The organism is Roseomonas sp. KE0001, from assembly GCF_016107285.1.
In the GTDB taxonomy this organism is placed as follows: Bacteria; Pseudomonadota; Alphaproteobacteria; order Acetobacterales; family Acetobacteraceae; genus Pseudoroseomonas.
In genome coordinates this window covers 174,156-194,986 of record NZ_RCVQ01000002.1, presented here as the reverse complement: position 1 = coordinate 194,986, position 20,831 = coordinate 174,156, and the positions used below count along the sequence as shown (strand labels likewise).

20 protein-coding genes and 2 tRNA genes are annotated in these 20,831 nt (G+C 73.7%); 16 read left to right on the top strand and 6 right to left on the bottom strand.

Annotated elements, in window-relative coordinates; all coding sequences use genetic code 11:
• Positions 1 to 3: 3 nt before the first annotated feature.
• From tuf to D9598_RS04385, 3 genes are all read right to left on the bottom strand, one after another.
• Positions 4 to 1,191 carry an elongation factor Tu gene (gene tuf, locus D9598_RS04395; RefSeq protein WP_198365193.1) on the bottom strand — a complete coding sequence of 396 codons (1,188 nt, stop codon included), beginning with the start codon at positions 1,189 to 1,191 and terminating at the stop codon, positions 4 to 6.
• A gap of 88 nt (positions 1,192 to 1,279) precedes the next feature.
• Positions 1,280 to 1,353: transfer RNA gene (locus D9598_RS04390), tRNA-Gly, on the bottom strand.
• 102 nt (positions 1,354 to 1,455) lie between these two features.
• Positions 1,456 to 1,538 (bottom strand) — tRNA-Tyr (locus D9598_RS04385).
• 164 nt (positions 1,539 to 1,702) lie between these two features.
• On the opposite strand from D9598_RS04385, the gene rlmB reads away from it, so the two are divergent.
• The 5 genes from rlmB to mobA all read left to right on the top strand — a co-directional run bounded on the left by rlmB (position 1,703) and on the right by mobA (position 5,718).
• Entirely contained in the window at positions 1,703 to 2,602 is a 900-nt protein-coding gene (rlmB, locus tag D9598_RS04380) for a 23S rRNA (guanosine(2251)-2'-O)-methyltransferase RlmB (RefSeq protein ID WP_198365192.1), read from the top strand.
• A 108-nt stretch (positions 2,603 to 2,710) separates the two neighbouring features.
• Positions 2,711 to 2,938, top strand: coding sequence for a hypothetical protein (locus D9598_RS04375; RefSeq protein ID WP_198365191.1), 228 nt, complete (start codon positions 2,711 to 2,713; stop codon positions 2,936 to 2,938).
• A 157-nt stretch (positions 2,939 to 3,095) separates the two neighbouring features.
• On the top strand, positions 3,096 to 4,412 hold the full coding sequence (gene gabT, locus D9598_RS04370; RefSeq protein WP_198365190.1) for a 4-aminobutyrate--2-oxoglutarate transaminase: 1,317 nt from the start codon (positions 3,096 to 3,098) through the stop codon (positions 4,410 to 4,412).
• A gap of 152 nt (positions 4,413 to 4,564) precedes the next feature.
• A complete protein-coding gene (locus D9598_RS04365; protein ID WP_198365189.1) occupies positions 4,565 to 5,098 on the top strand; it encodes a DUF3016 domain-containing protein in 534 nt (177 codons plus the stop codon).
• Positions 5,095 to 5,718, top strand: coding sequence for a molybdenum cofactor guanylyltransferase MobA (gene mobA, locus D9598_RS04360; protein ID WP_370591931.1), 624 nt, complete (start codon positions 5,095 to 5,097; stop codon positions 5,716 to 5,718). Before D9598_RS04365 ends, mobA begins: the two co-directional genes overlap by 4 nt.
• 111 nt (positions 5,719 to 5,829) lie before the next feature.
• Here mobA and D9598_RS04355 read toward each other — a convergent pair whose 3' ends face one another.
• Complete coding sequence (locus tag D9598_RS04355) at positions 5,830 to 6,906, bottom strand: trypsin-like peptidase domain-containing protein (RefSeq protein ID WP_198365188.1); 1,077 nt, start codon at positions 6,904 to 6,906, stop codon at positions 5,830 to 5,832.
• Between the two features lie 84 nt (positions 6,907 to 6,990).
• Between D9598_RS04355 and D9598_RS04350 the strand changes: the two genes are divergently transcribed.
• The 6 genes from D9598_RS04350 (at position 6,991) to D9598_RS04325 (ending at position 13,179) form a co-directional block, all read left to right on the top strand.
• Positions 6,991 to 9,402 carry a heavy metal translocating P-type ATPase gene (locus tag D9598_RS04350; protein ID WP_198365187.1) on the top strand — a complete coding sequence of 804 codons (2,412 nt, stop codon included), beginning with the start codon at positions 6,991 to 6,993 and terminating at the stop codon, positions 9,400 to 9,402.
• Positions 9,399 to 9,788, top strand: a complete 390-nt coding sequence (gene cueR / locus D9598_RS04345; protein ID WP_198365186.1) for a Cu(I)-responsive transcriptional regulator — start codon at positions 9,399 to 9,401, stop codon at positions 9,786 to 9,788. Before D9598_RS04350 ends, cueR begins: the two co-directional genes overlap by 4 nt.
• Positions 9,785 to 9,985: a heavy-metal-associated domain-containing protein gene (locus D9598_RS04340; protein ID WP_198365185.1), complete on the top strand. Its 201-nt coding sequence runs from the start codon at positions 9,785 to 9,787 to the stop codon at positions 9,983 to 9,985. The genes cueR and D9598_RS04340 overlap by 4 nt, the downstream gene beginning before the upstream one ends.
• Before the next feature lie 70 nt (positions 9,986 to 10,055).
• Positions 10,056 to 10,589, top strand: a complete 534-nt coding sequence (locus D9598_RS04335; protein WP_198365184.1) for a hypothetical protein — start codon at positions 10,056 to 10,058, stop codon at positions 10,587 to 10,589.
• Positions 10,590 to 10,683: 94 nt separating this feature from the next.
• Positions 10,684 to 11,868 carry an enolase C-terminal domain-like protein gene (locus tag D9598_RS04330; RefSeq protein WP_198365183.1) on the top strand — a complete coding sequence of 395 codons (1,185 nt, stop codon included), beginning with the start codon at positions 10,684 to 10,686 and terminating at the stop codon, positions 11,866 to 11,868.
• Positions 11,869 to 11,973: 105 nt separating this feature from the next.
• Positions 11,974 to 13,179 (top strand): MFS transporter, encoded by a 1,206-nt coding sequence (locus D9598_RS04325; RefSeq protein ID WP_198365182.1) that lies wholly within the window; start codon positions 11,974 to 11,976, stop codon positions 13,177 to 13,179.
• A gap of 31 nt (positions 13,180 to 13,210) precedes the next feature.
• Here D9598_RS04325 and D9598_RS04320 read toward each other — a convergent pair whose 3' ends face one another.
• Together D9598_RS04320 and D9598_RS04315 are read right to left on the bottom strand one after the other, a co-directional pair.
• Complete coding sequence (locus tag D9598_RS04320; protein ID WP_198365181.1) at positions 13,211 to 13,984, bottom strand: SDR family NAD(P)-dependent oxidoreductase; 774 nt, start codon at positions 13,982 to 13,984, stop codon at positions 13,211 to 13,213.
• A complete protein-coding gene (locus D9598_RS04315; RefSeq protein WP_198365180.1) occupies positions 13,981 to 15,957 on the bottom strand; it encodes a hypothetical protein in 1,977 nt (658 codons plus the stop codon). The genes D9598_RS04320 and D9598_RS04315 overlap by 4 nt, the downstream gene beginning before the upstream one ends.
• A 70-nt stretch (positions 15,958 to 16,027) precedes the next feature.
• On the opposite strand from D9598_RS04315, the gene D9598_RS04310 reads away from it, so the two are divergent.
• The 5 genes from D9598_RS04310 to D9598_RS04290 are packed head-to-tail and all read left to right on the top strand — an operon-like array spanning position 16,028 to position 20,758.
• Positions 16,028 to 16,420, top strand: coding sequence for a hypothetical protein (locus D9598_RS04310; protein WP_198365179.1), 393 nt, complete (start codon positions 16,028 to 16,030; stop codon positions 16,418 to 16,420).
• Positions 16,417 to 17,220 (top strand): ABC transporter permease, encoded by an 804-nt coding sequence (locus D9598_RS04305; protein WP_198365178.1) that lies wholly within the window; start codon positions 16,417 to 16,419, stop codon positions 17,218 to 17,220. Before D9598_RS04310 ends, D9598_RS04305 begins: the two co-directional genes overlap by 4 nt.
• Before the next feature lie 2 nt (positions 17,221 to 17,222).
• A complete protein-coding gene (locus D9598_RS04300; RefSeq protein ID WP_198365177.1) occupies positions 17,223 to 17,885 on the top strand; it encodes an ABC transporter ATP-binding protein in 663 nt (220 codons plus the stop codon).
• Positions 17,848 to 19,032, top strand: coding sequence for a capsule biosynthesis protein (locus tag D9598_RS04295; RefSeq protein WP_232476901.1), 1,185 nt, complete (start codon positions 17,848 to 17,850; stop codon positions 19,030 to 19,032). The genes D9598_RS04300 and D9598_RS04295 overlap by 38 nt, the downstream gene beginning before the upstream one ends.
• On the top strand, positions 19,022 to 20,758 hold the full coding sequence (locus D9598_RS04290) for a polysaccharide biosynthesis/export family protein (protein WP_198365176.1): 1,737 nt from the start codon (positions 19,022 to 19,024) through the stop codon (positions 20,756 to 20,758). Before D9598_RS04295 ends, D9598_RS04290 begins: the two co-directional genes overlap by 11 nt.
• Positions 20,759 to 20,831: the final 73 nt, after the last annotated feature.

Genomic DNA, 20,831 nt, shown 5'->3' with positions numbered 1-20,831 from the left:
GGATCAGTTGCTGATCTTGGCGACGACGCCGGCGCCGACGGTGCGGCCGCCCTCGCGGATGGCGAAGCGCAGGCCCTCGTCCATGGCGATCGGCGCGATCAGCTCGACGTCCATCGACACGTTGTCGCCCGGCATCACCATCTCGACGCCTTCCGGCAGCGTCACCACGCCCGTCACGTCCGTCGTGCGGAAGTAGAACTGCGGACGATAGTTGGTGAAGAACGGCGTGTGACGGCCACCCTCCTCCTTCGTCAGCACATAGGCCTCCGCCTTGAACTTCGAGTGCGGCTTGATCGAGCCCGGCGCCGCCAGAACCTGGCCGCGCTCCACGTCCTCGCGCTTCGTGCCGCGCAGCAGCGCGCCGATGTTGTCGCCCGCCTCGCCGCTGTCCAGCAGCTTGCGGAACATCTCGACGCCCGTCACCGTCGTCTTCGTCGTGTCCTTCAGACCGACGATCTCGACTTCCTCGCCGACCTTGATGATGCCGCGCTCCACGCGGCCCGTCACCACCGTGCCGCGGCCCGAGATCGAGAACACGTCCTCGATCGGCATCAGGAACGGACGGTCCTTCGGACGCTCCGGCTGCGGAATGTAGGCGTCCACCGCCTCCATCAGCTTCAGCACCGCCTGCTCGCCCAGCTCCGGGTTCTTGTCCTCCAGCGCCATCAGCGCCGAGCCCTGGATCACCGGAATGTCGTCGCCCGGGAACTGGTAGGAGGACAGCAGCTCGCGCACCTCCATCTCCACCAGCTCCAGCAGGTCGGGGTCCGCCATGTCGCACTTGTTCAGGAACACCACCAGCGCCGGAACGCCAACCTGGCGCGCCAGCAGGATGTGCTCCCGCGTCTGCGGCATCGGGCCGTCGGCCGCCGACACGACCAGGATCGCGCCGTCCATCTGCGCCGCGCCCGTGATCATGTTCTTCACGTAGTCGGCGTGGCCCGGGCAATCCACATGCGCGTAGTGACGGTTCGCCGTCTCGTACTCGACATGCGCCGTCGAGATCGTGATGCCGCGAGCCCGCTCCTCCGGCGCCTTGTCGATCTGGTCATACGCCGTGAACGACGCACCGCCCGACTTCGCCAGAACCTTGGTGATCGCCGCCGTCAGCGACGTCTTGCCATGATCCACATGCCCGATCGTGCCAATGTTGCAGTGCGGCTTCGTCCGCTCAAACTTAGCTTTCGCCATCTATCGTCACCCTGTCGGTCCAGCGCCGATACCGGCGCGACATCCGGCCCTCTGCCCCGCACCCGGCTCCAGCCCCTCGGCAGAGAGATGGAGCGGGTGACGGGAATCGAACCCGCACAACCAGCTTGGAAGGCTGGGGCTCTACCATTGAGCTACACCCGCACCGCGCGGGGCCCTTGCGGGCCACCGCGCCGTGGCGCCGTCCAACCGGGGAGGATTGCCGCCCGGCCGGTGCCGCGATGCCTCGCGGCGACAGGCCGGATATGGAGGGGGTTGGATTCGAACCAACGTAGGCGCAAGCCAACGGATTTACAGTCCGTCCCCTTTAGCCACTCGGGCACCCCTCCGCGCTTTCCCCGGCCGGCGGGAGCGCCGCGCACTATCCGGTTTCGGCACCGCCTGTCAACGCACCCCGCGCGAAGGGGGCGAAGAATCCGCTCGCTTCGCCCGCCGCCGCCCGCCGGCCCCGTCATTCGCTTGCTTTGTCCCCGCCGATCCGCAGGATGCCGCCATGTCCCGCCCCCCTCGCCGGCCGGAAGGCCCGCGCCGCCCCGCCCGTACCCCATTCCGCGCCGCCTCCGCCCCGGCCACGCCGGCGCCGGAGCAGCGGCCGCAGGACCGCCGCGAGGCCGCGCGCGGCCGCCCCGACGCCGCCGGCGAGGCCGCGCCGGCGCGCGACCGCGACCGCGCCGAGGGCGGCACGCTCTGGCTCTATGGCCTGCACACCGTCGCCGCCGCCCTGGCCAATCCGCGCCGCCGCAACCGCCGCCTGCTGCTGACCGCCGAGGCCGAGCAGGCCCTGGCCGCGCGCCTTCCCAGGCCCTGGCCGCTGCAGGCCGAGCGGGCCGAGCGGGGCCGCTTCCAGACCTTCCTGCCGGAGGACGCGGTGCACCAGGGCGCCGCCCTGCTGGCCGAGCCGCTGCCTCCGGTGCCGCTGGACGAGGTGCTGGCCCGTTCGCGCGGCACCGTCCTGCTGCTCGACCAGGTGACCGATCCGCGCAATGTCGGCGCCATCCTGCGCTCCGCCGCCGCCTTCGGCGCCGCCGCGGTGGTCATGCAGGACCGCAACGCGCCACCCGAGACCAGCGCCATGGCGCGCGCGGCCGTCGGCGCGCTCGACAGCGTGCCGGTGGCGCGCGAGGTCAATCTGGCGCGCACCATCCAGACCCTGCAGAAGGCCGGCTACTGGGTGATGGGCCTGGCCGGGGAGGCGCGCGAGGAGCTGGCCCGCGCCAGGCCGCGGGACCGGCCGGTGGCGCTGGTGCTCGGCGCCGAGGACAGCGGCCTGCGGCGGCTGCAGCGCGAGACCTGCGACGAGCTGGTGCGGCTGCCGATCTCCGGCGCGGTGGAGAGCCTGAACGTCTCGGTCGCCGCCGCCGTGGCGCTCTACGAGCTGGCGCGCGAGGGCTGAGGCCACCGCGCCTTCAGCTTTCGTCAAGCCTCCGGCGGGCAGGCTGCGCCGGCCGCCCCCCGAGGCGGGAACCCCGGCCAGGATGGCGCAACCTTGGACTGAGCAACCATGGCCCTCGCCACCTGGCATGACTTCACCGAACAGCAGCAGCTCGCCCTGTCGCAGGAGGCGCTGCGCCGTGCCGCGCAACTCCTGGCCGGCCAGGCCGAGACCCTGGCCAGCGAGATGGAGGAGGGCGCCCTGATCGACCAGGGCGGGCCGGAGGCGCTGCGCCTCTTCGCCAGCGTCGTTCGCGCCACCACCGAGGATGCCTTCGGCCCCGCCCGGCGGGCCTGACCGCCCGCCCCGGATCGCCAGGCCCTTGATCACCCAGGCCTTTGATCGCACAGCGATATTTTCAGGCCACGCGGCGATTCGCCCGCCTCCGCCCTTGCCCGGACACGGCGAGGGGCGCATGGTCCGCGCCATCCATGGCCATTGGGAGTGACGGGCGATGAGCGTGACGGCAACCGGGAGCAACGCGGCTCTGCAGGCGAGGCGCGAGGCGGCGGTGCCGCGCGGTCTGGGCATCCAGCTGCCGGTCTTCGCGGCCAAGGCCGAGAATGCCGAGATCACCGATATCGAGGGCAAGCGCTACATCGACTTCGCCGCCGGCATCGCGGTGCTGAACACCGGCCACCTGCACCCCAAGGTCAAGGCGGCGGTGCAGAAGCAGCTCGACAGCTTCAGCCATACCTGCATCCAGGTGATGCCCTACGAGGGCTATATCCGCCTGGCCGAGCGGCTGAACGAGAAGGTGCCGACGCGCGGCCCGCGCAAGACGGTGTTCCTCACCACCGGCGCCGAGGCGATCGAGAACGCGGTCAAGATCGCCCGCCACCACACCGGGCGGAACGGCGTCATCGCCTTCTCCGGCGCCTTCCACGGCCGCACCCTGCTCGGCATGGCGCTGACCGGCAAGGTGGTGCCCTACAAGGCGGGCTTCGGCTCGATGCCGGGCGAGATCTATCACCTGCCCTTCCCCGTGACCTATCACGGCAAGGAGGTGGCGCAGACGCTGGAGGCGCTGGAGGTGATGTTCCGCGCCGATGTCGATCCGAAGCGGATCGCCGCCATGATCATCGAGCCCGTCCAGGGCGAGGGCGGCTTCTATGTCGCCCAGGGCGAGCTGCTCGCCGGCCTGCGGAAGATCTGCGACGAGCACGGCATCGTCATGATCGTGGACGAGGTGCAGACCGGTTTCGCCCGCACCGGCAAGATGTTCGCCATCGAGCATTCCGGCGTGCAGCCCGACCTGATGACCATGGCCAAGTCGCTGGCCGGCGGCTTCCCGCTCTCCGCCGTCACCGGCAAGGCCGAGATCATGGACAGCCCCGGCGCCGGCGGCCTCGGCGGCACCTATGGCGGCAACCCGCTGGCCTGCGCCGCCGGCAATGCCGTGCTCGACGTGATCGAGGAGGAAGGGCTCTGCGCCCGGGCCGAGCAGATCGGCGAGCTGCTCACCGGCCGGCTGAAGGAGATGCAGTCCTCCAACAGCCTGGAGGGCGTGATCGGCGATATCCGCGGCCTCGGCGCCATGGTGGCGATGGAGCTGGTCTCGGGGAACAACCCCGACCGGCCCGACCCCGACCTGACCAAGGCGCTGATCGCCCGGGCGGCGCAGAAGGGCCTGATCATCCTGGCCTGCGGCGTGCGCGGCAATGTCGTCCGCTTCCTGGTGCCGCTCACCGCCTCCGACGCGCTGATCAACGAGGGGATGGACATCCTGGGCGAGTCGCTGCGCGAATGCGTGGCCGAGCGCGCCGCCTGAACCCGGCCGCCCGGCGGGCCTCCTCCCGCCGGGCACCCCTGCCCGTGCCCTCCTGGCCCGTGCCCTCCCGGCCGGCGCCCTCCTTGCCGGCCTCGCGCGCCATGCCCATCTGCCCGCCGGTCGTTCAGGGCTGGCCGTTCAGGGAGGGCAGCATGGCCGTCCGTCTCCTCCGTCGCATGGCGCCGCTCGCGGCCGCCGGCCTGCTGCTGCCCTCCGCCCCCGCCCTCGCCGGGGTGAGCGTGGACTTCGCCGATCCCGCCCGCTTCACCGATGCCCGGCTCGATGGCGGCGGCGGCGCCCGGCCGGACGCGCCGGAGCTCCTGGCCATCAGGCGGCACCTGGAAGCGCTCGGCGCCCGCCTGCCGCCCGGCACCGCGCTTCGCGTCACCGTGCTGGACATCGACCTGGCCGGGCGGCGCGAGCCCTGGCGCATCGACAACCCCGACCTCCGCGTGATGACGCAGGCCACCTGGCCGCGCATCCGCCTGCGCTATGCGCTGGTCCGCCCAGGGGGTTATCCAACGGATCATCCAGGGCATCATCCAGGCGAGGCGCCGGCGGTGGCGGAGGAGAGCGTGAGCGACATGGCCTATCTGGCGCGCGCCCGCATGGCGCGGGCGGGGGACCGCCTGTGGTTCGAGAAGGCGATGCTGGACGACTGGTTCCGACAGCGCTTCCTCCGGTGAGCGAACCGGTCTTCGGCCTGATCCTGGCCGGCGGCCAAGCGCGCCGCATGGGGGGCGGCGACAAGCCGCTGCTGCCGCTCGGCGGCCGTCCCATGCTGGCCCATGTCATCGCCCGGCTGCGCCCGCAGGTGGCGGGGCTGCTGCTCAGCGCCAACGGGGATCCCGCCCGCTTCGCGCCCTGGGCGGGGCCGGCGATTCCCGTGCTGCCCGACCCCCTGCCCGGGCAGCCGGGGCCCCTGGCCGGCATCCTCGCCGGGCTCGACTGGCTGGCGGAGCGGCGGGACGGGGCCGGCTGGCTGCTCTCCGTGCCGGGCGACACGCCCTTCATTCCCGCCGACCTGGCCGCCCGGCTGCGCGCGGCCCGCGTGGCGGCCGGCACGCCCCTGGCCTGCGCCCGCTCCGGCGGCCGGCTGCATCCGGCGGTCGGCCTCTGGCCGGTGGCCCTGCGCGACGCCCTGCGGCGGGCGCTCCTGGCCGATGAGCGGAAGGTCGCCCGTTGGACGGCGCGCCATGGCTGCGCCGAGGCGGAATGGCCGGGCGGGCCGGCGGACCCCTTCTTCAACGCCAACACGCCGGAGGAGCTGGCTGAGGCGGAGGCGCGGCTGGCGCGGGAGGGCTGAGCCCGGGCCAGAGCGGTTGCCGTTCGCACCGGCTCACGGCAACCGCTCTGGCCTATCGTTTTCAGGAGCATCTTCGCCCGATCAGGCGATTCCCCCAGGTCGGGACCTGCTCTACCGCTCGCAGCGGATGAAGACGGCGCCGCGATTGGCGATCTCACCCACATCCGCCGCGCTCTTCTCCGCGCCGGTGCTGGAGGCGGTCGCGGGCGCCAGCCCGGCGCGGCGGGCGAAGGCCAGGGCGGCCTCGCCCTTCACCGCGAAATTGACGTTCTGCGGGATGTCGCCCGTCTGCTTCGCGATGTTCTGCGCGTGCAGCTTGCTCACCACCACGCCGACCAGGTTGCCCTGCAGGTCGAGCAGCGGCCCGCCGGAATTGCCCGGCTGCACCGCGGCGCTGATCTGGTAGTGCGCCGGGTTGTTGCCGAGCCCGTTCAGCCCGTTCACCTCGCCGCGCGTCAGCTTGGGGTCGGAGGAGAGCAGGCCCGGCAGCGGGAAGCCATAGGCGATGACCCCCTCGCCGCGCCGCACCGGCGGCGCCGCGCGGAAGGCCAGCGGCTCGCCGGGGTTGCCCGGCACGGCCAGCAGGGCGAGGTCCAGCCCGGCATCGACGCGGGCCGGCGGCACGGCGGGCAGCAGGCGGCCATCGGCGGTGCGGATGAAGATGCGGTCGCAGCCGGCGACGACATGCTGGTTGGTCATCACGCGGTCGGTGGCCACCACGAAGCCGCTGCCGGAGGAGACGCGGGCGCGCGGATTGGGCGCGCCGGGCGCCGGCTGGCTGGACGCGGGGCGAAGATCGGCCTCGGTGACGGCGATGCGGGGCTCGGCGCAGATGTCGCGGCCGCGCAGGATGGCCTCGCGGCCGTCCTGCACCACCAGCCGCAGGTCGAAGCGGCAGCCGGCCTCGGGCCGCGTCGCCAGGGTGAACAGCTTGCCGCTGGGCATCGGCGCGGGCAGCGTGTTGCGCCCCCAGCCCTCCGCTCCGCCCTGCGCCGCCCGCCCCTCGCGCAGGGCGTAGAAGCCGGTCGCCACCTGGCCGGTGCGGTTCGCGAGCTGGATGCGGTGGCTCCCGCCCGGAGCGGCGTCGGGGGCTTGCGCGGCGTCGGGGGCCTGCGCGGCGGCGGGGCCGGAAGCGGCGAGGAGGGCCGCGAGGCCGGCGAGGGAGCGGAGAAGGGGGAGGAGGCGCATGATGCGCGGGGATCAACCCTGCCCCGCGGCGCCGGTCAATGGCGCTCTTGACCTTCCCACAATGGAAAGCCCCATCTCCTTCCCATGCCCGACGCCAGCCCCCCCTCCGAACGGATCACCCTGCCCATCACCGGCATGACCTGCGCCAGCTGCGCCGGACGGGTCGAGCGCGCGCTGCGGCGGGTGCCGGGCGTGGCGGAGGCGCGGGTCAACCTGGCCGGCGAGACCGCCGAGGTGCGCGGCACGGCCGAGCTGCGGGCGCTCTCCGAAGCGGTCGGCCAGGCCGGCTACGGGCTCGCAATCGAGGAACGCGACCTCGGCATCGGCGGCATGACCTGCGCCAGCTGCGCGGGGCGCGTGGAGCGGGCGCTGAAGGCCGTCCCCGGCGTGCTGGAGGCCTCGGTCAACCTGGCCACCGAGCGGGTGCATCTGCGCCTGCTGGCGGGGCTGGACGAGGCCGCGCTGGCGGCGGCGGTGGCCGGGGCGGGCTATCGCGTCACCACGGCCGGGACCACCACGGCGGAGGCGGAAGGCGGGCGCGGCCCCTGGCGCGGCCCCTGGCGCGACAGGGCCGAGCTGGCGCTGGCCTTCCTCCTGGCCGCCCCCTTCCTGGCCGGCATGCTCGGCATGGCCCTCGGCCGGCACTGGATGCCGCCGGGCTGGCTCCAGCTCGCCCTCGCCGCGCCGCTGCAGTTCGGCCTGGGCTGGCGCTTCTACCGCGCCGGCTGGCGCGCGCTGCGCGCCGGCACCGGCAACATGGACCTGCTGGTCGCCCTCGGCACCTCGGCGGCCTTCGGCCTCTCCGTGGTCCTGCTGGCGCGGGGCGAGGCGCATCTCTACTTCGAGGCCTCGGCCATCATCATCGCCTTCGTGCTGCTGGGCCGCTTCCTGGAGGGCCGCGCGCGGCGCGCCACCGGCGCCGCCATCGCCGCCCTGCTGGCGCTGCGCCCGCGCACCGCCCGCCGTCTGGACGAGGCCGGGCGGGAGGAGGAGGTGCCCGCCGCCACGCTCCGGGTCGGCGACCGCGTCGTGATCCGCCCCGGCGAGCGCATCCCGGCCGACGGGCTGGTGGAGGAAGGCGCCTCGGGCGTGGATGAGAGCGCGCTGACCGGCGAGAGCCGCGCCGTGGAGAAGCATCCCGGCGACACCGCCGCCACCGGCACCGTGGCGCTGGACGGGCGGCTGGTGGTCCGCGCCACCGCCGTCGGCGGCGAGACCCGGCTGGCCCGGGTGGCGGCGCTGGTGCAGGCGGCCCAGGCCAGCCGCGCCCCGGTGCAGAAGCTGGTGGATCGCGTCAGCGCCGTCTTCGTGCCGGTGGTGCTGGGCGTGGCGGCGCTGACCCTGCTCGGCTGGCTGCTGGCCGGCGCCGGGCTGCCGGCGGCCATCCTGCATGCCGTCGCGGTGCTGGTCATCGCCTGCCCCTGCGCCCTCGGCCTCGCCACCCCGGCCGCCATCATGGCCGGCACCGGCGCCGCCGCCCGCGCCGGCATCCTGATCCGCGACGCCGAGGCGCTGGAGCGCGCCGGGCACATCACCCTGGTCGCCTTCGACAAGACCGGCACGCTGACCGAGGGCCGGCCGCACCTGGCCGCCCTGCACACGGCGCCCGGCGTGACGCGGGCGGAGGTGCTGGCCGCCGCCGCCCGGCTGCAGGCCGGCAGCGAGCACCCCCTGGCCCGCGCCGTGCTGGCCGAGGCCGAGGCGGAGGGCAGCGGCGGCGGAGTGGTGGCGGAGGCCTTCCGCGCCCTGCCCGGCCGTGGCGTCGAGGGGGTGGTCGATGGCCGCCGCCTGCGCCTCGGCAGCCCGCGCCTGCTGGCCGAGAGCGGCGCCGCGCCCGGCCCGCTGGAAGGCGCCGCTGCCACCGAGGCCGGCAAGGGCGCGAGTCTGTCCTGGCTGATCGAGGTCGGATCGATCGAAGCCGGGCCGCCCCGCGTCCTCGCCCTCTTCGCCTTCGCCGACACGCCGCGCGCGGGCGCCGCGGAGGCGGTGCGGGCGCTGCGGGAGCAGGGCGTGGCGGTGGCCATGCTGAGCGGCGACGGCGCCGCCGCCGCCCAGGCCGTGGCGCGGCAGCTCGGCCTCCGCGAGGTCGCGGCCGAGGTGCTGCCGGAGCAGAAGGCGGCGCGGATCGCCGCCTGGCGGAAGGAGGGGCGGCGCGTCGCCATGGTGGGGGACGGGGTGAACGACGCCGCCGCGCTGGCCACCGCCGATCTCGGCATCGCCATGGGCAGCGGCACCGACGCCGCCATCGCGGCCGCCCATGTCACCCTGCTGCGCCCCGATCCCGCCCTGGTGCCGGCGACGCTGGCCGTCACCCGCGCCACCCTGGCCAGGATCCGGCAGAACCTGGCCTGGGCCTTCGGCTTCAACGCGCTCGGCATCCCGCTGGCGGCGCTCGGCCTGCTCTCCCCGGCGCTGGCCGGGGCGGCCATGGCCTTCTCCTCGGTCGCGGTGCTGTCCAACGCGCTGCTGCTCTCGCGCTGGAGGCCCGGACGATGAACATCGGCGAGGCCGCCGGGCGCGCCGGGCTGAGCGCCCGGATGATCCGCCACTACGAGGCCGAGGGGCTGCTGGTCCCGGCCCGGCTGGCCAATGGCTACCGCGACTACACCCCCGCCGATGTCGCCGTGCTGCGCTTCATCCGCCATGCCCGCGCGCTCGCCTTCCCGCTTGAGGATGTGCGCCGCCTGCTGGCGCTCTGGCGCGACCGCAACCGCGCCAGCGCCGATGTGCGGCGCATCGCGCTGGACCATGTCGCGGCGCTGGAGGCCAAGGCCGAGGCGATGCAGGCCATGGCGCGGAGCCTGCGCCACCTGGCCGCGCACTGCCATGGCGACGGCCGCCCCGACTGCCCCATCCTGGACGAGCTGGAGAAGACCCCATGAGCGAGACCATCACCCTGGCCGTGCGCGGCATGAGCTGCGCCCATTGCGTCCGCGCCGTGACCGAGGCGATCCGCGCGGAGGACCCGGCGGCCGAGGTCGCGGTGTCGCTGGAGGCCGGCCAGGTCACCGCGCGCACCCGCCTGCCGCGCGCGCGGGTCGCCGCGCTGATCGCGGCGGAAGGCTACGAGGCCCTCTGAGGTTCCGCCGCATCCACCTTTCGTTCATCCTGCCGTGGCAGAACTCGCGCACCTCAGCGGAGAGCGCGGGATGAGCGACCTTTGGAAGAATCCGAAACAACCGAGCCTGCCGGGGCCCCTGCAGGGGGAACGGCGCAGCCCCTCGCCCCTGGCCGACTACAACAAGGCCCGCTTCACCGGCTATGGCGGGGAGGATGTCCACCAGACCGCCAAGCCGCCCGCCGGCCCGGTCAACCCGGTGATCGGCCGGCTGCGGGATGAGCTGGGCGAGCTGGTCGAGAGGCACCGCGCCTTCTTCACCCTGCATGCCGAGATGGACCCCCGCGCCCTCAGCCGCACGCGGGAGGGCTGGTCGGTCGCCTGGCGCCGCTGGGCGCTCGACGACCTGAACGACCAGGTGGCCGAGAGCCGCGAGGTCTACGTGATCTATCGCGGCGAGAGCTACCGCCATGCGCTCTACCTCGACCGGCTGGGCCAGCAGATGCTGGCGGTGCAGCCGCAGGAGCCGCACGGCAAGCTGCGCTACCGCCGGCTGAGCGCGAAGACCGATCTCTGCGACCTCTACGGCCCCTTCGCCCGGCTGTCCGACAACCCCCTGGGCTGAGGACCGGGCCGGCGGGGCCCATCGGCAGGGCCGGGACTGGGCTTCCGGTGCGCCCGCGCTACTCTGCGCGCGCAACCGGAGGAACCGCAGGCCCATGCGCATCACCGCCATCCGCCAGGGCGTCGCGCCCATCAGCAGCGAGATCGCCAACGCCTATATCGACTTCTCGAAGATGACGGCGAGCATCGTCGCCGTGACAGTGGAGGACGGGCAGGGCCGCAGCGCCACCGGCTTCGGCTTCAACTCCAACGGCCGCTACGCCCAGCCGGGCCTGCTGGCCGAGCGCTTCATCCCCCGCCTCCAGGAGGCGCCGGAGGCGCTGCTGGCGACGCCGGAGGGCGGGCTCGATCCCGCCGGCGCCTGGTCCGCCATGATGCGCAACGAGAAGCCGGGCGGCCATGGCGAGCGCTCGGTCGCCGTCGGCGTGCTCGACATGGCGCTGTGGGACGCGGCGGCCAAGCTGGAGGGGGTGCCGCTCTGGAAGCTGCTGGCCGAGCGCTTCCGCCAGGGCCAGGCGGACGAGACCGCCTGGATCTACGCCGCCGGCGGCTACTACTACCCCGGCAAGGACGTCTCCGCGCTGGTCGAGGAGATGCGGCGCTACCTCGGCATGGGCTATTCGGTGGTGAAGATGAAGATCGGCGGCGCCCCCGGCGTGCCGATCAAGGAGGCGCTGCCCGAGGACGTGAAGCGCATCGAGGCGGTGCTGGCGCTGCTCGGCGGCGACGGCTCGCGGCTCTGCGTCGACGTCAACGGCCGCTTCGGCCTGCATGCCGCCCTGGCCTACGGCGCCGCCCTCGCCCCCTACCGGCTGCGCTGGTACGAGGAGCCCCTGGACCCGCTGGACTACAGCAACCACGCCGCCCTGGCCGAGCAGTACGGCGGCCCGCTGGCCACCGGCGAGAACCTCTTCTCCATGCAGGATGCCCGCAACCTGATCCGCCATGGCGGCCTGCGGCCGGACCGCGACATCCTGCAGTTCGACCCGGCCCTGTCCTATGGCCTGGTGGAATACCTCCGCACGCTGGAGATGCTGGCGCAGCACGGCTGGAGCCCGCGCCGCTGCGTGCCGCATGGCGGCCACCAGTTCGCGCTCAACATCGCGGTGGGCCTCGGCCTTGGCGGCAACGAGAGCTATCCGGAGGTCTTCGCCCCCTTCGGCGGCTTCGCCGACGACACGCCGGTGCGGGACAGCCGCATCCACCTGCACGACAGCCCGGGCATCGGCTTCGAGCGCAAGAACGCCCTCCACGCGGTGCTGAAGACCCTGCTCGACTGAGGCGCCCGGCGGGGGGGCGTCCCTTGGCGCGCCTCCCCCCTTCCGGCACACTGTCCGCAAGACCCGGCCCGCAGGACCGGGCGACGGGAAGGGTGGAAGCCGGAATTGACACTGCCTCTATGGGCCAGCGCCCTTGTCGCGACCCTGATCGTCCAGACCATCAGCTCCTTCGCCACCATCGCCATCCCGCTGCTCGGGCCGCCGCTGATGGCCCGCGCCGGCCTGCCGCCGGAGGGGATCGGCCTCGTCTCCGCCATGACCTCGGCCGGCATCTGCTGGTGCCTGGCCTGCGGCGGGCCGATGCTCGGCCATCACGGGCCGGTGCGGACCCTGCAGATCGGCCTGGCCTGCACCGCCCTCGGCCTGTTCGTCCTGTCGCAGCCGCTCGGGCTCCCGGCCCTGCTCGGCGCGCTGGCCATCGGCTTCGGCGCCGCGCCGAACACCCCGGCGGGCAGCCAGATCCTGATGCGCGCCGCGCCGCGCCGGCACCGCACGCTGATCTTCTCGATCAAGCAGGCGGGCGTGCCGCTGGGCGGCGCGCTGGCCGGCCTGATCGTGGCGCCGCTGGTGGCCGGCCAGGGGCTTTCCGCCGCGCTCTGGATGCTGATCGCCGTCAGCCTCCTCACCATCCTGGTGGTGCAGCCCTTCCGGCGCCGCCTGGACGGCGAGCGCGGCGAGGCCCGGCCGGGCTGGGCCCGCGCCTTCCTCTCCCCCGCGGCGCTGCTCCGCTCCGCCAGCATCCTGCGCAGCCACCCCACCCTGCCGCTGCTGACGGCGCTGGGCGCCTCCTTCTCGGTGATGCAGGCCTGCCTGATGGCCTTCACCGCCACCTATCTCGTCACCCGCCACGGCGCCTCGCTGGCCGAGGCGGGGCGGACCATGGCGGCGATGCAGGGCGCCAGCATGCTGGGGCGCATCGCCATGGGCTGGCTGGCCGACCGCATGGGCCAGGCGATGCGCCACCTGGTGCTGCAAGCCGCCGTCTCGGCCCTGGCGGTGGGCCTGCTCGTCACGCTGGGCGGACAGGGCGGCTGGCTGCTGCAGGGCTGCGCCATGCTGGTGGGCTTCACCGCCATCGGCTGGAACGGCGTGCATATCGCCGAGCTGGCCCGGGTCGCGCCCGCCGCCCTGGTCAGCGACGTCACCTCCGCCGCCAGCCTCTTCGGCTTCCTCGGCTCGATCGGCGGGCCGCTCGCCTTCACCCTGCTGGTGGGCTGGACCGGCCGTTACGACCTGGCCTTCCTGCTGGTGGCGGCGCAGCTGGCGGGCTGCGGGCTGGCCTGCTGGCTGCTGCGGCCGCGGGAGGCCTGAGGCCGGGTGGCGGTCGCCCCGGCCCCGCCGCTCACCCCTCCCGCACCTGGAAGGCCATGCGCCGCACCAGGGCGTCCACCGCCGCCGCCGGCAGCAGCGGCGCGAGGCGCAGCGCCCAGGCCAGGGGCCAGGGGAAGGCGAGCTGCGCGTCGCCCTGCTGCAGGGCGCGGGCGATGCGGTCGGCGGCCGCCCCGGCGGTGAGGGAGAGCGGGCGCGGGCCGACCCAGCGCTCCCCCATGGCGCTCTCGAAGAAGCCGGGTGCGATCAGCGTGACGCGCAGGCCGCGCGGCCCGAGCCCGGCCCGCAGCGCCTCGCCATAGGCCCAGAGCCCGGCCTTGCTGGCGCAATAGCCGGGACTGTCCGGCAGGCCCCGGAACGCGGCGAGCGAGGCGACCAGCCCGAGGCTGCCCTGGCGCCGCGCCTGCATCCCCGGCAGCACCGCCTCCACCAGATGCACGGCGCCCAGCAGGTTCACCTCGATCTGCGCCCGCAGCGCGGCCAGCCCCTCGGCGCGGCCATCCGGCCGCGTGCCGGCGCTGATCCCGGCATTGGCGATGGCCAGGTCCACCGGCGCCTCGGCCTCCCAGCCGGCGACGATCCGCGCCAGCGCCTCCGCCTCGCGCACATCGCAGCGCGCCACCTGCGGCAGGGCGCCACGGGCGGCGCAGTCGGCGGCCACCCCGGCCAGGGCCGCCTCGTCCCGGGCGATCAGGCCGAGCCGCACGCCCGGCGCGGCGAAGCGCCGCGCCAGGGCCGCGCCCAGCCCGCGCGAGGCGCCGGTGATGACGACGTGGCGGAACCTCACCGCAGCCGCCCGATCCGGGCCAGCGCGGCGCGGATGCGGCCCTCCAGCCCGCGGTGCAGCGTCCAGGGGGAGAGGGTCCAGGCGCCGGGGTCGTCCAGGCGCTCCAGCACGGTCTCGGGCGGGCAGGGCAGTTCGGTCACGGGGTCCACCTGGCGAGGAAAGAGGATCAGCGCGCCGGCGACAAGGGCATCGAGGCTGAGGGGGCGCCCGCGCCGGGGCGGCGGGTTGCGGTCCTCCGTCAGGCCCCAGCCGGCATAGAAGGGCTGCCCCCAGGTGGTGACGGGCAGGCCGCGCAACAGGGCCTCGAAGCCGGAGAGGGAGGTCAGCGTGTGCAGCGCGTCGATCTGCGGGAAAAGTGCCGCGAGCGGCGCGCCGGTCACCACCTGGTCGGCCAGGGCGGCGAGTTCCCCGGCCTCCAGCCGCCCGCGGCGGAAGCCCGCTTCCAGATCGGGGTGCGGCTTGTAGATCAGGAAGGCCTCCGGATGCGCGGCGCGGACGGCGCGCAGCAGGGCCAGGTTGCCTTGGATCGGCCCGCCGCCGAGTCGCACCGAGGCATCCCCCTCCACCTGCCCCGGCACCAGAAGGCGCTGCCGGCCGGGCGGCGCGGCGATCGCCGGCGTGGCGCCGCCCAGATTGTACTTGGTGACGCCGCGCGCCACGATCGCCCGGCGCAGCGCCGCGGCGCGGGCCAGCAGGGCCGGCGGGAAGTCGGCCTCGGCCAGCAGGACCTCCAGCTGGCTCGGGCGCGCGGGGTCGTAATAGATGCCGCGCGCATCCACCGCATAGGCGGCGCCGGGCAGGAAGCGCGCGCCGAGCCCGCGCGAGCGGACGAAGCCGTCCTCCACCGCGAGCAGCGCCACGCCCTGGGCGGCGCAGGCCTCGCGGAAGCCGGGCGGGATGGCGGCGGCCCAGGCGGCGACGGCCCCGCCCTGCCGCTTCGCCCGCCGCAGGGCGCCCGCCGGGGTGGCGGCGAAGCCCGGCCCGCCGCTGGCATGGGCGAAGAGCGCGGCGATGCGCCGCCGCTTCCAGAAGGCCATGCCGAGGCAGACGGCGACGCGCCGGTTCTCCTCCTGCCGCGCCCGCCACTCGGCCAGTTGCGCCAAGGCCTGCTCGAAGCGCCAGGGGCGGGAGAGGAAGGGGTCGGCGCAGCGCGTGGCGGCGATCAGCGCGGCCAGCCGCGGCAGCGGCGCCAGGCGGTACCCGGCCACCGCGACGCCGGCAATGGCCGCCAGCAGCGCCATGCCGGCATCGGCGCCATAGAGATCCTCCGCGAGGTCGAGCAGGGTCCAGGGCGCCAGCGGCCGGTCCAGCCAGTGCGCGCCGGCCGGCGGCGCCAGGACCGGACGGGCGCCCGGCGGCGCGGCGGGGTCGCGCGCCAGGATCAGCGGCCGCCCGCCCCCCCGCCCCTGGGACCGCGCCTGGGCCTGCGCCAGGTCGGCGCGGGCGGCGGCGGCGCGCTCCGGCCGGCAGGGGTCGAGCACCAGCAGGGCGGCGCGGGGCGGCAGGCGCAGCGCCGCGGCGCCGGGGTCGGGCAGGCCCGCCGCGCCGCCGATCCGCGCCTCCGCCATCAGCGCCGCCGCCGCGGCCGCGCGGGCCGCGGCCTCCGGCGCCAGTTCCGGCGGCGCGGCCAGGGGAGTGGCGAGCAGGCAGGCCGCGGCGCCCTCCACCGGCAGGAGGGCGACCGCACGGCCGCGCCCGGCGAAGCGGGGAGAGGGCAGCAGGCCGGTGGCATAGCGCAGCAGCCCGGTTCCGCGCGGCGGGCAGGGCACGGCCCTGTCGGCCGGCACGGCCCAGAGGCCGGCCTCGCTGGCTGGGCGGAGATCGTGCTCCGGCCAGAAGGCGGCGAGATGCCGGGCTTCGGCCGGGGCCAGATCCGGAAAGGCGATACCGGACTTCAGGTGGTTCAGCGCCGCCCTCGCACAATCTGAGATGAATCGGATATTAATGTTAAAACCATAGGTAGGTTTTGCCATGCGCACTGCACTGCGGTAAGTTTTTATCATGCAATCAGGCGTGTATGCCACCGGAGTCAAGGATATCAACGTGCTGAAGACCATTCCCGTCAGCATCTCCAGGTTGTTTCCTCTGCTCCTGATCGCGGCCGCCCTGGGGGGATGCGGCAGCCTGCCGGGACTCGGGACGGCCCGGGAGCCCGTTCCTCCCGCCCAGGCCACCCTGCCGCCGCCGCGGCCCGAGGACCCTCTCGCCGCCTTCGCCGCCACCGCGCGGGAGGGCCAGCAGGCGATGCTCCCCCCCGCCCCCGGCGCGCCGCCGGCGCTGGTGCGGGTGGCGCGCAGCTACTTCGCCGGCAGCGGCCGCAACTGCCGTGAGTTGGCGATGGGCGGCGGCCGGGCGGCGCTCTATTGCGAGGACGCCTCCTCCGGCTGGGCCGCGGCGCGGCCGCTGCTGCGCGGCGGCGCCGTGGCGCGGCCGTGATCGAGGACATCCCGCGCCGCCTCCCGAGCAGCGCGCTCTCGGCGCAGATCCGGGTCATCGGCGCGCTGTTCACGCGCGAGATGCTGACCCGGTTCGGCAGTGGACGTGCCGGTTATATCTGGCTGTTCGGCGAGCCCATGCTGCTCGCTCTCATGATTTCCTCAATCCACTGGGCGCGCCGCGAATCGCTGCCGAACGGGCTGCCCACCTTTCTGTTCTACGCCCTGAGCTATTTGCCCTTCATGATGTTTCGCACCATCGTCAACCGCAGCGCGAACGGCATCCAGGCCAACATCTCCCTACTCTTCCACCGCAGCATCTCGCTGACCGACGTGATGGTGGCGCGCAGTGTGCTGGAGATGATGATCTGCGCCGCCGTCATCACGATCTTCATCACGGTGGCGATGGTCTTCTTCGGGGAGTATCCGCATCAGCCCGCCGTCTTCATCGCTGGCCTGCTGATGAGCGCCCTGCTCGGGCACGGCTTCGGCATGCTGCTGGCGGCGCTGCAGGTCTTCTACGAGCCGGTCGAGCGGATCGTGCACCCGTTCACCTATATCCTGATGCCGATCTCGGCGACCTTCTACATGGTCGACATGATGCCGAGCGAAACGCGCGAGTTCCTGCTCTGGAACCCGCTGGTGCATGTGCACGAGCTGAACCGATGGGCGCAGTTCGGCGACCGCACCGTGCCGCATTACGACATCCCCTATGTCCTGACCTGGATCCTGGCGCTGAACATCCTGGGCCTGGCCGGGCTGCGCGCCGCCCGATCCCGCCTCTCCATCATGGGCGAGTGAGCATGGCGGGCGCGATCGAGCTGGAGAACGTCTGGAAGAGCTTCGAGGTGCGGCAGGGCACGGCGCGCCGCCACGTGCTGCGCGGCGTCAATGCCCGCATCACGCCGGGCGATCATGTCGGCATCCTGGGCCGCAACGGCGCCGGCAAGTCCACGCTGCTGCGCATCCTGGCCGGGGTCGAGCGGCCGACGCGCGGCCGGGTGCGGCGCGACCTGTCGATGTCCTGGCCGATCGGCGGCAATTACGGCATCCAGTCGAGCCTGACCGGCGCCGCCAACGCCCGCTTCATCGCCCGCCTCTATGGCACGCCGCTGAAGCGCACTGAGGAGTTCGTCGAGGACTTCGCCGAGCTCGGACCCTATTTCCGCGAGCCGGTGCGGACCTATTCCTCCGGCATGTCCTCGCGCCTGCTGATGGCGCTCTCCTTCGCCGTCAACTTCGACTGCTACCTGGTGGACGAGGCGCTCTCCACCGGCGATGCGCGCTTCGCCAACAAGTGCCGCGAGGTGCTCGACACCCGCCGTGCCCACGCCGCGATGATCATCGTCTCGCACAACGCCCTGCATGTGAAGAAGTACTGCAAGACAGCGGCGATCCTGCGGAACGGCATGCTGGAATTCTATGAGGATGTCGATGAAGCTATCGCCGCCTACCAGGGTCTCTGACCCCGCCATCTCCGGCGCGGCGCAGAGCCACGCCGCTCCTCGCCGCCCCTCGCCGCTGCTGCGCAGCCTCTGGCGCAAGCGCTTCTACCTGCTGCTGGTCGTGCTGCCGACGCTGATCGCCGGCATCTACTTCTACGGCTTCGCCGCCGGCCAGTATGTCTCGGAGGCGCGCTACCTGGTGCGCGGACGGCAGGACAGCCGCGGCGCCAGCTCGCTCACCGAGATGATGGGCGCCGCCGGCTTCAAGCAGGTCAGCGAGGAATCGCTCAGCGTGCGCGACTACCTGCAATCGCACGACGCGCTGCACGCGCTGAAGGAGGGCATCGACATCGTCGGGCTCTACCGGCGGCCGGAGGCGGACCTGCTGGGCCGGCTGTGGTTCGCCGACCCGCCGGACGAGATCCTGAAGATGTACCACGGCATGATGAACACCGTGGTGAACGATTCCACCTCCGGCATCACCACGCTGCGCGCCCGCGCCTTCCGGCCGGAGGACGCGCAGCGCATCGCCGAGGAGCAGCTCCGCCTGGCGGAGCTCTTCGTCAACCATCTCTCCGCGCGCTCGCGGGAGGAGTCGCTGCGCAGCGCGCGCGACGAGCTGGAGCGGGCCGAACAGCGCGTGCTGGCCTCCCAGGCCGCGATCACCGAGTGGCGGCTGCGCGAGCAGTCGGTCGATCCCACCGGCAACGCGCAGATCGGCATGGAGGGCCTCGGCGCGCTGGAGGGCGCGCTGACCGGCGCCCGCGCCGAGTTGCAGGAGAAGTCGAGCTTCATGCGGCCGGACAACCCGCAGATCGTGACCATCCGCAACCGCATCGCCTCGCTGCAGCGCGAGATCGCCGAGCAGCGGCGCCGCATGACCCATGACGGCGCCCTGCCCGGCCAGCTCGCGACCTATGAGCGGCTGGCGCTGGAGCGGGAGTTCGCCAACAAGCAGCTCGCCTCCGCCACGCTGTCGCTGGAGACGGCGCGGCTCGACGCGCAGCGCCAGCAGATCTTCCTCGCCCGCGTGGTGGAGCCCAACCTGGCCGACTACCCCCTCTACCCCCGCGCCGCCGTCACGCTGCTCAGCATCTTCATCGTCCTCTCGGTGCTCTACGGCATCGGCTGGATGATGCTCGCAGGAATCCGAGAACATGCCTTCTAGCCGCGCGCTCCTGGCCGCCCTCCTCGCCCTCCTGGCCGGTGCCGCCCCTGTCCTGGCGCAGCAGAACCCGCTGCTGAACGCGCCGAGCCCGGGGCTGATGTCGCGCGGCGGCGCCTCTCAGCCGCAGGCGGTGCCGCAGCTGCTGCCCGAGGAGACGATGATCAACCGCGCCGGCAGCACCACCGAGGCGGAGGCCAGCGCCACCGCCGAGGGGCCGCTCGCCGAGCCCTATCGCCCGCCCGGGCCGAGCCGCACCGTCTTCGGCGCCGCCCTCTTCGCGCGCGGCGCGCCCACGCCCTCCGAGACCTCGAACCCGAACTACCGCCTCTCCGCCGGGGACCGGATCAGCGTCCGCGTCTGGGGGCCGGTGGAATCGGAGGTGATGGGCGCCATCGACCCGGACGGCAACCTCTTCCTGCCCTCGATCGGCCCGCTGCGCCTGGCCGGCACCCGCGCCGGCGACCTGCAGCGCACCGTCGAGGCGGAGGTGCGGCGGATCTATACCCAGCAGGTGCAGGTCTATGCCGTGCTGCTCTCGGCCAGCCAGATCGGCGTCTACGTCACCGGCTTCGTCAAGCTGCCGGGCCGGCACCTCGGCTCGGGCTCCGAGACCGTGCTGGACTTCCTGATGCGCGCCGGCGGCGTCGATCCGGTGCGCGGCTCCTACCGCGACATCACCATCAACCGTGGCGGCCGGCCGCTGGTGCGGATCGACCTCTACCCCTTCCTGCTGCAGGGCAAGCTGCCGCGCCTGACGCTGCAGGACGGCGACACCATCGTCGTCGCCAAGCAGGGCTCCACCGTCTCGGCCGATGGCGCGGTGCGCAACAACTACCTCTTCGAGGTGGCCGGCGGCGGCATGGCGGGCAGCGAGCTGCTCGACCTCGCCGGCGCCCTGCCGGCGGTGACCAACGCGGTGATCCGCGGCACGCGGCGCGGCCAGCCCTGGTCGCGCTACGTGGACATGGCGGCGCTGCGGCAGCAGACCCTGCTCGACCAGGACGTCGTCACCTTCATCACCGACGCCCCGGCGCCCACCGTGCGCGTCTTCGTCGAGGGCAGCCGCATCGGTCCCTCGGTGCTGGTCGCCGACCGCGACATGAACCTCTGCCAGCTGCTCGACCATGTCGCGGTGGACGCGGCGCTGGCCGACACCCGGTCGGTCTTCCTGCTGCGGCCGCGCATCGCCGCGCAGCAGCGCCGCGCCATCAACGAGGCGCTGGACCGGCTGGAGCGGCAGCTCTTCACCGCCACCTCCGCCACCACGGGCGTCGCCGAGATCCGCAGCCAGGAGGCGCAGCTCGTCTCCAACTACATCCAGCGCGGCCGGCGGCTGCAGCCCGAGGGGCGCCTCGTGGTGATGGACAATGGCGGCCGCTGCTCGGCGGTGCGGCTCGAGGACGGCGACACCATCGTCATTCCCGAGCGCTCCGACACGGTGCTGGTGGCCGGCGAGGTGACGACGCCGCAGGCCATCCTGTGGCGGCCGGACATGACCATCGACGACTACATCAAGGCCGCCGGCGGCTACACCCAGCGCGGCGACAGCGGCGGGGTGATGATCCGCCGCGCCAGCGGGCAGATCATCCTCGACCCGCGCGAGGGGCCGCGCCCGGGGGATGAGCTGATCATCCTGCCGCAGCTCGGCGCCAAGAGCTTCCAGATCGCCCGCGACCTGCTGCAGCTGATCTACCAGTCGGCGCTGTCGGTGCGGGTGTTCAACTGAGGGCGGGGCGCTGACGCGGCGGGACCGGGAAACCGGCCCCGCGAGCCCCGGCTGCGAAACCCCCGCCCCGCCG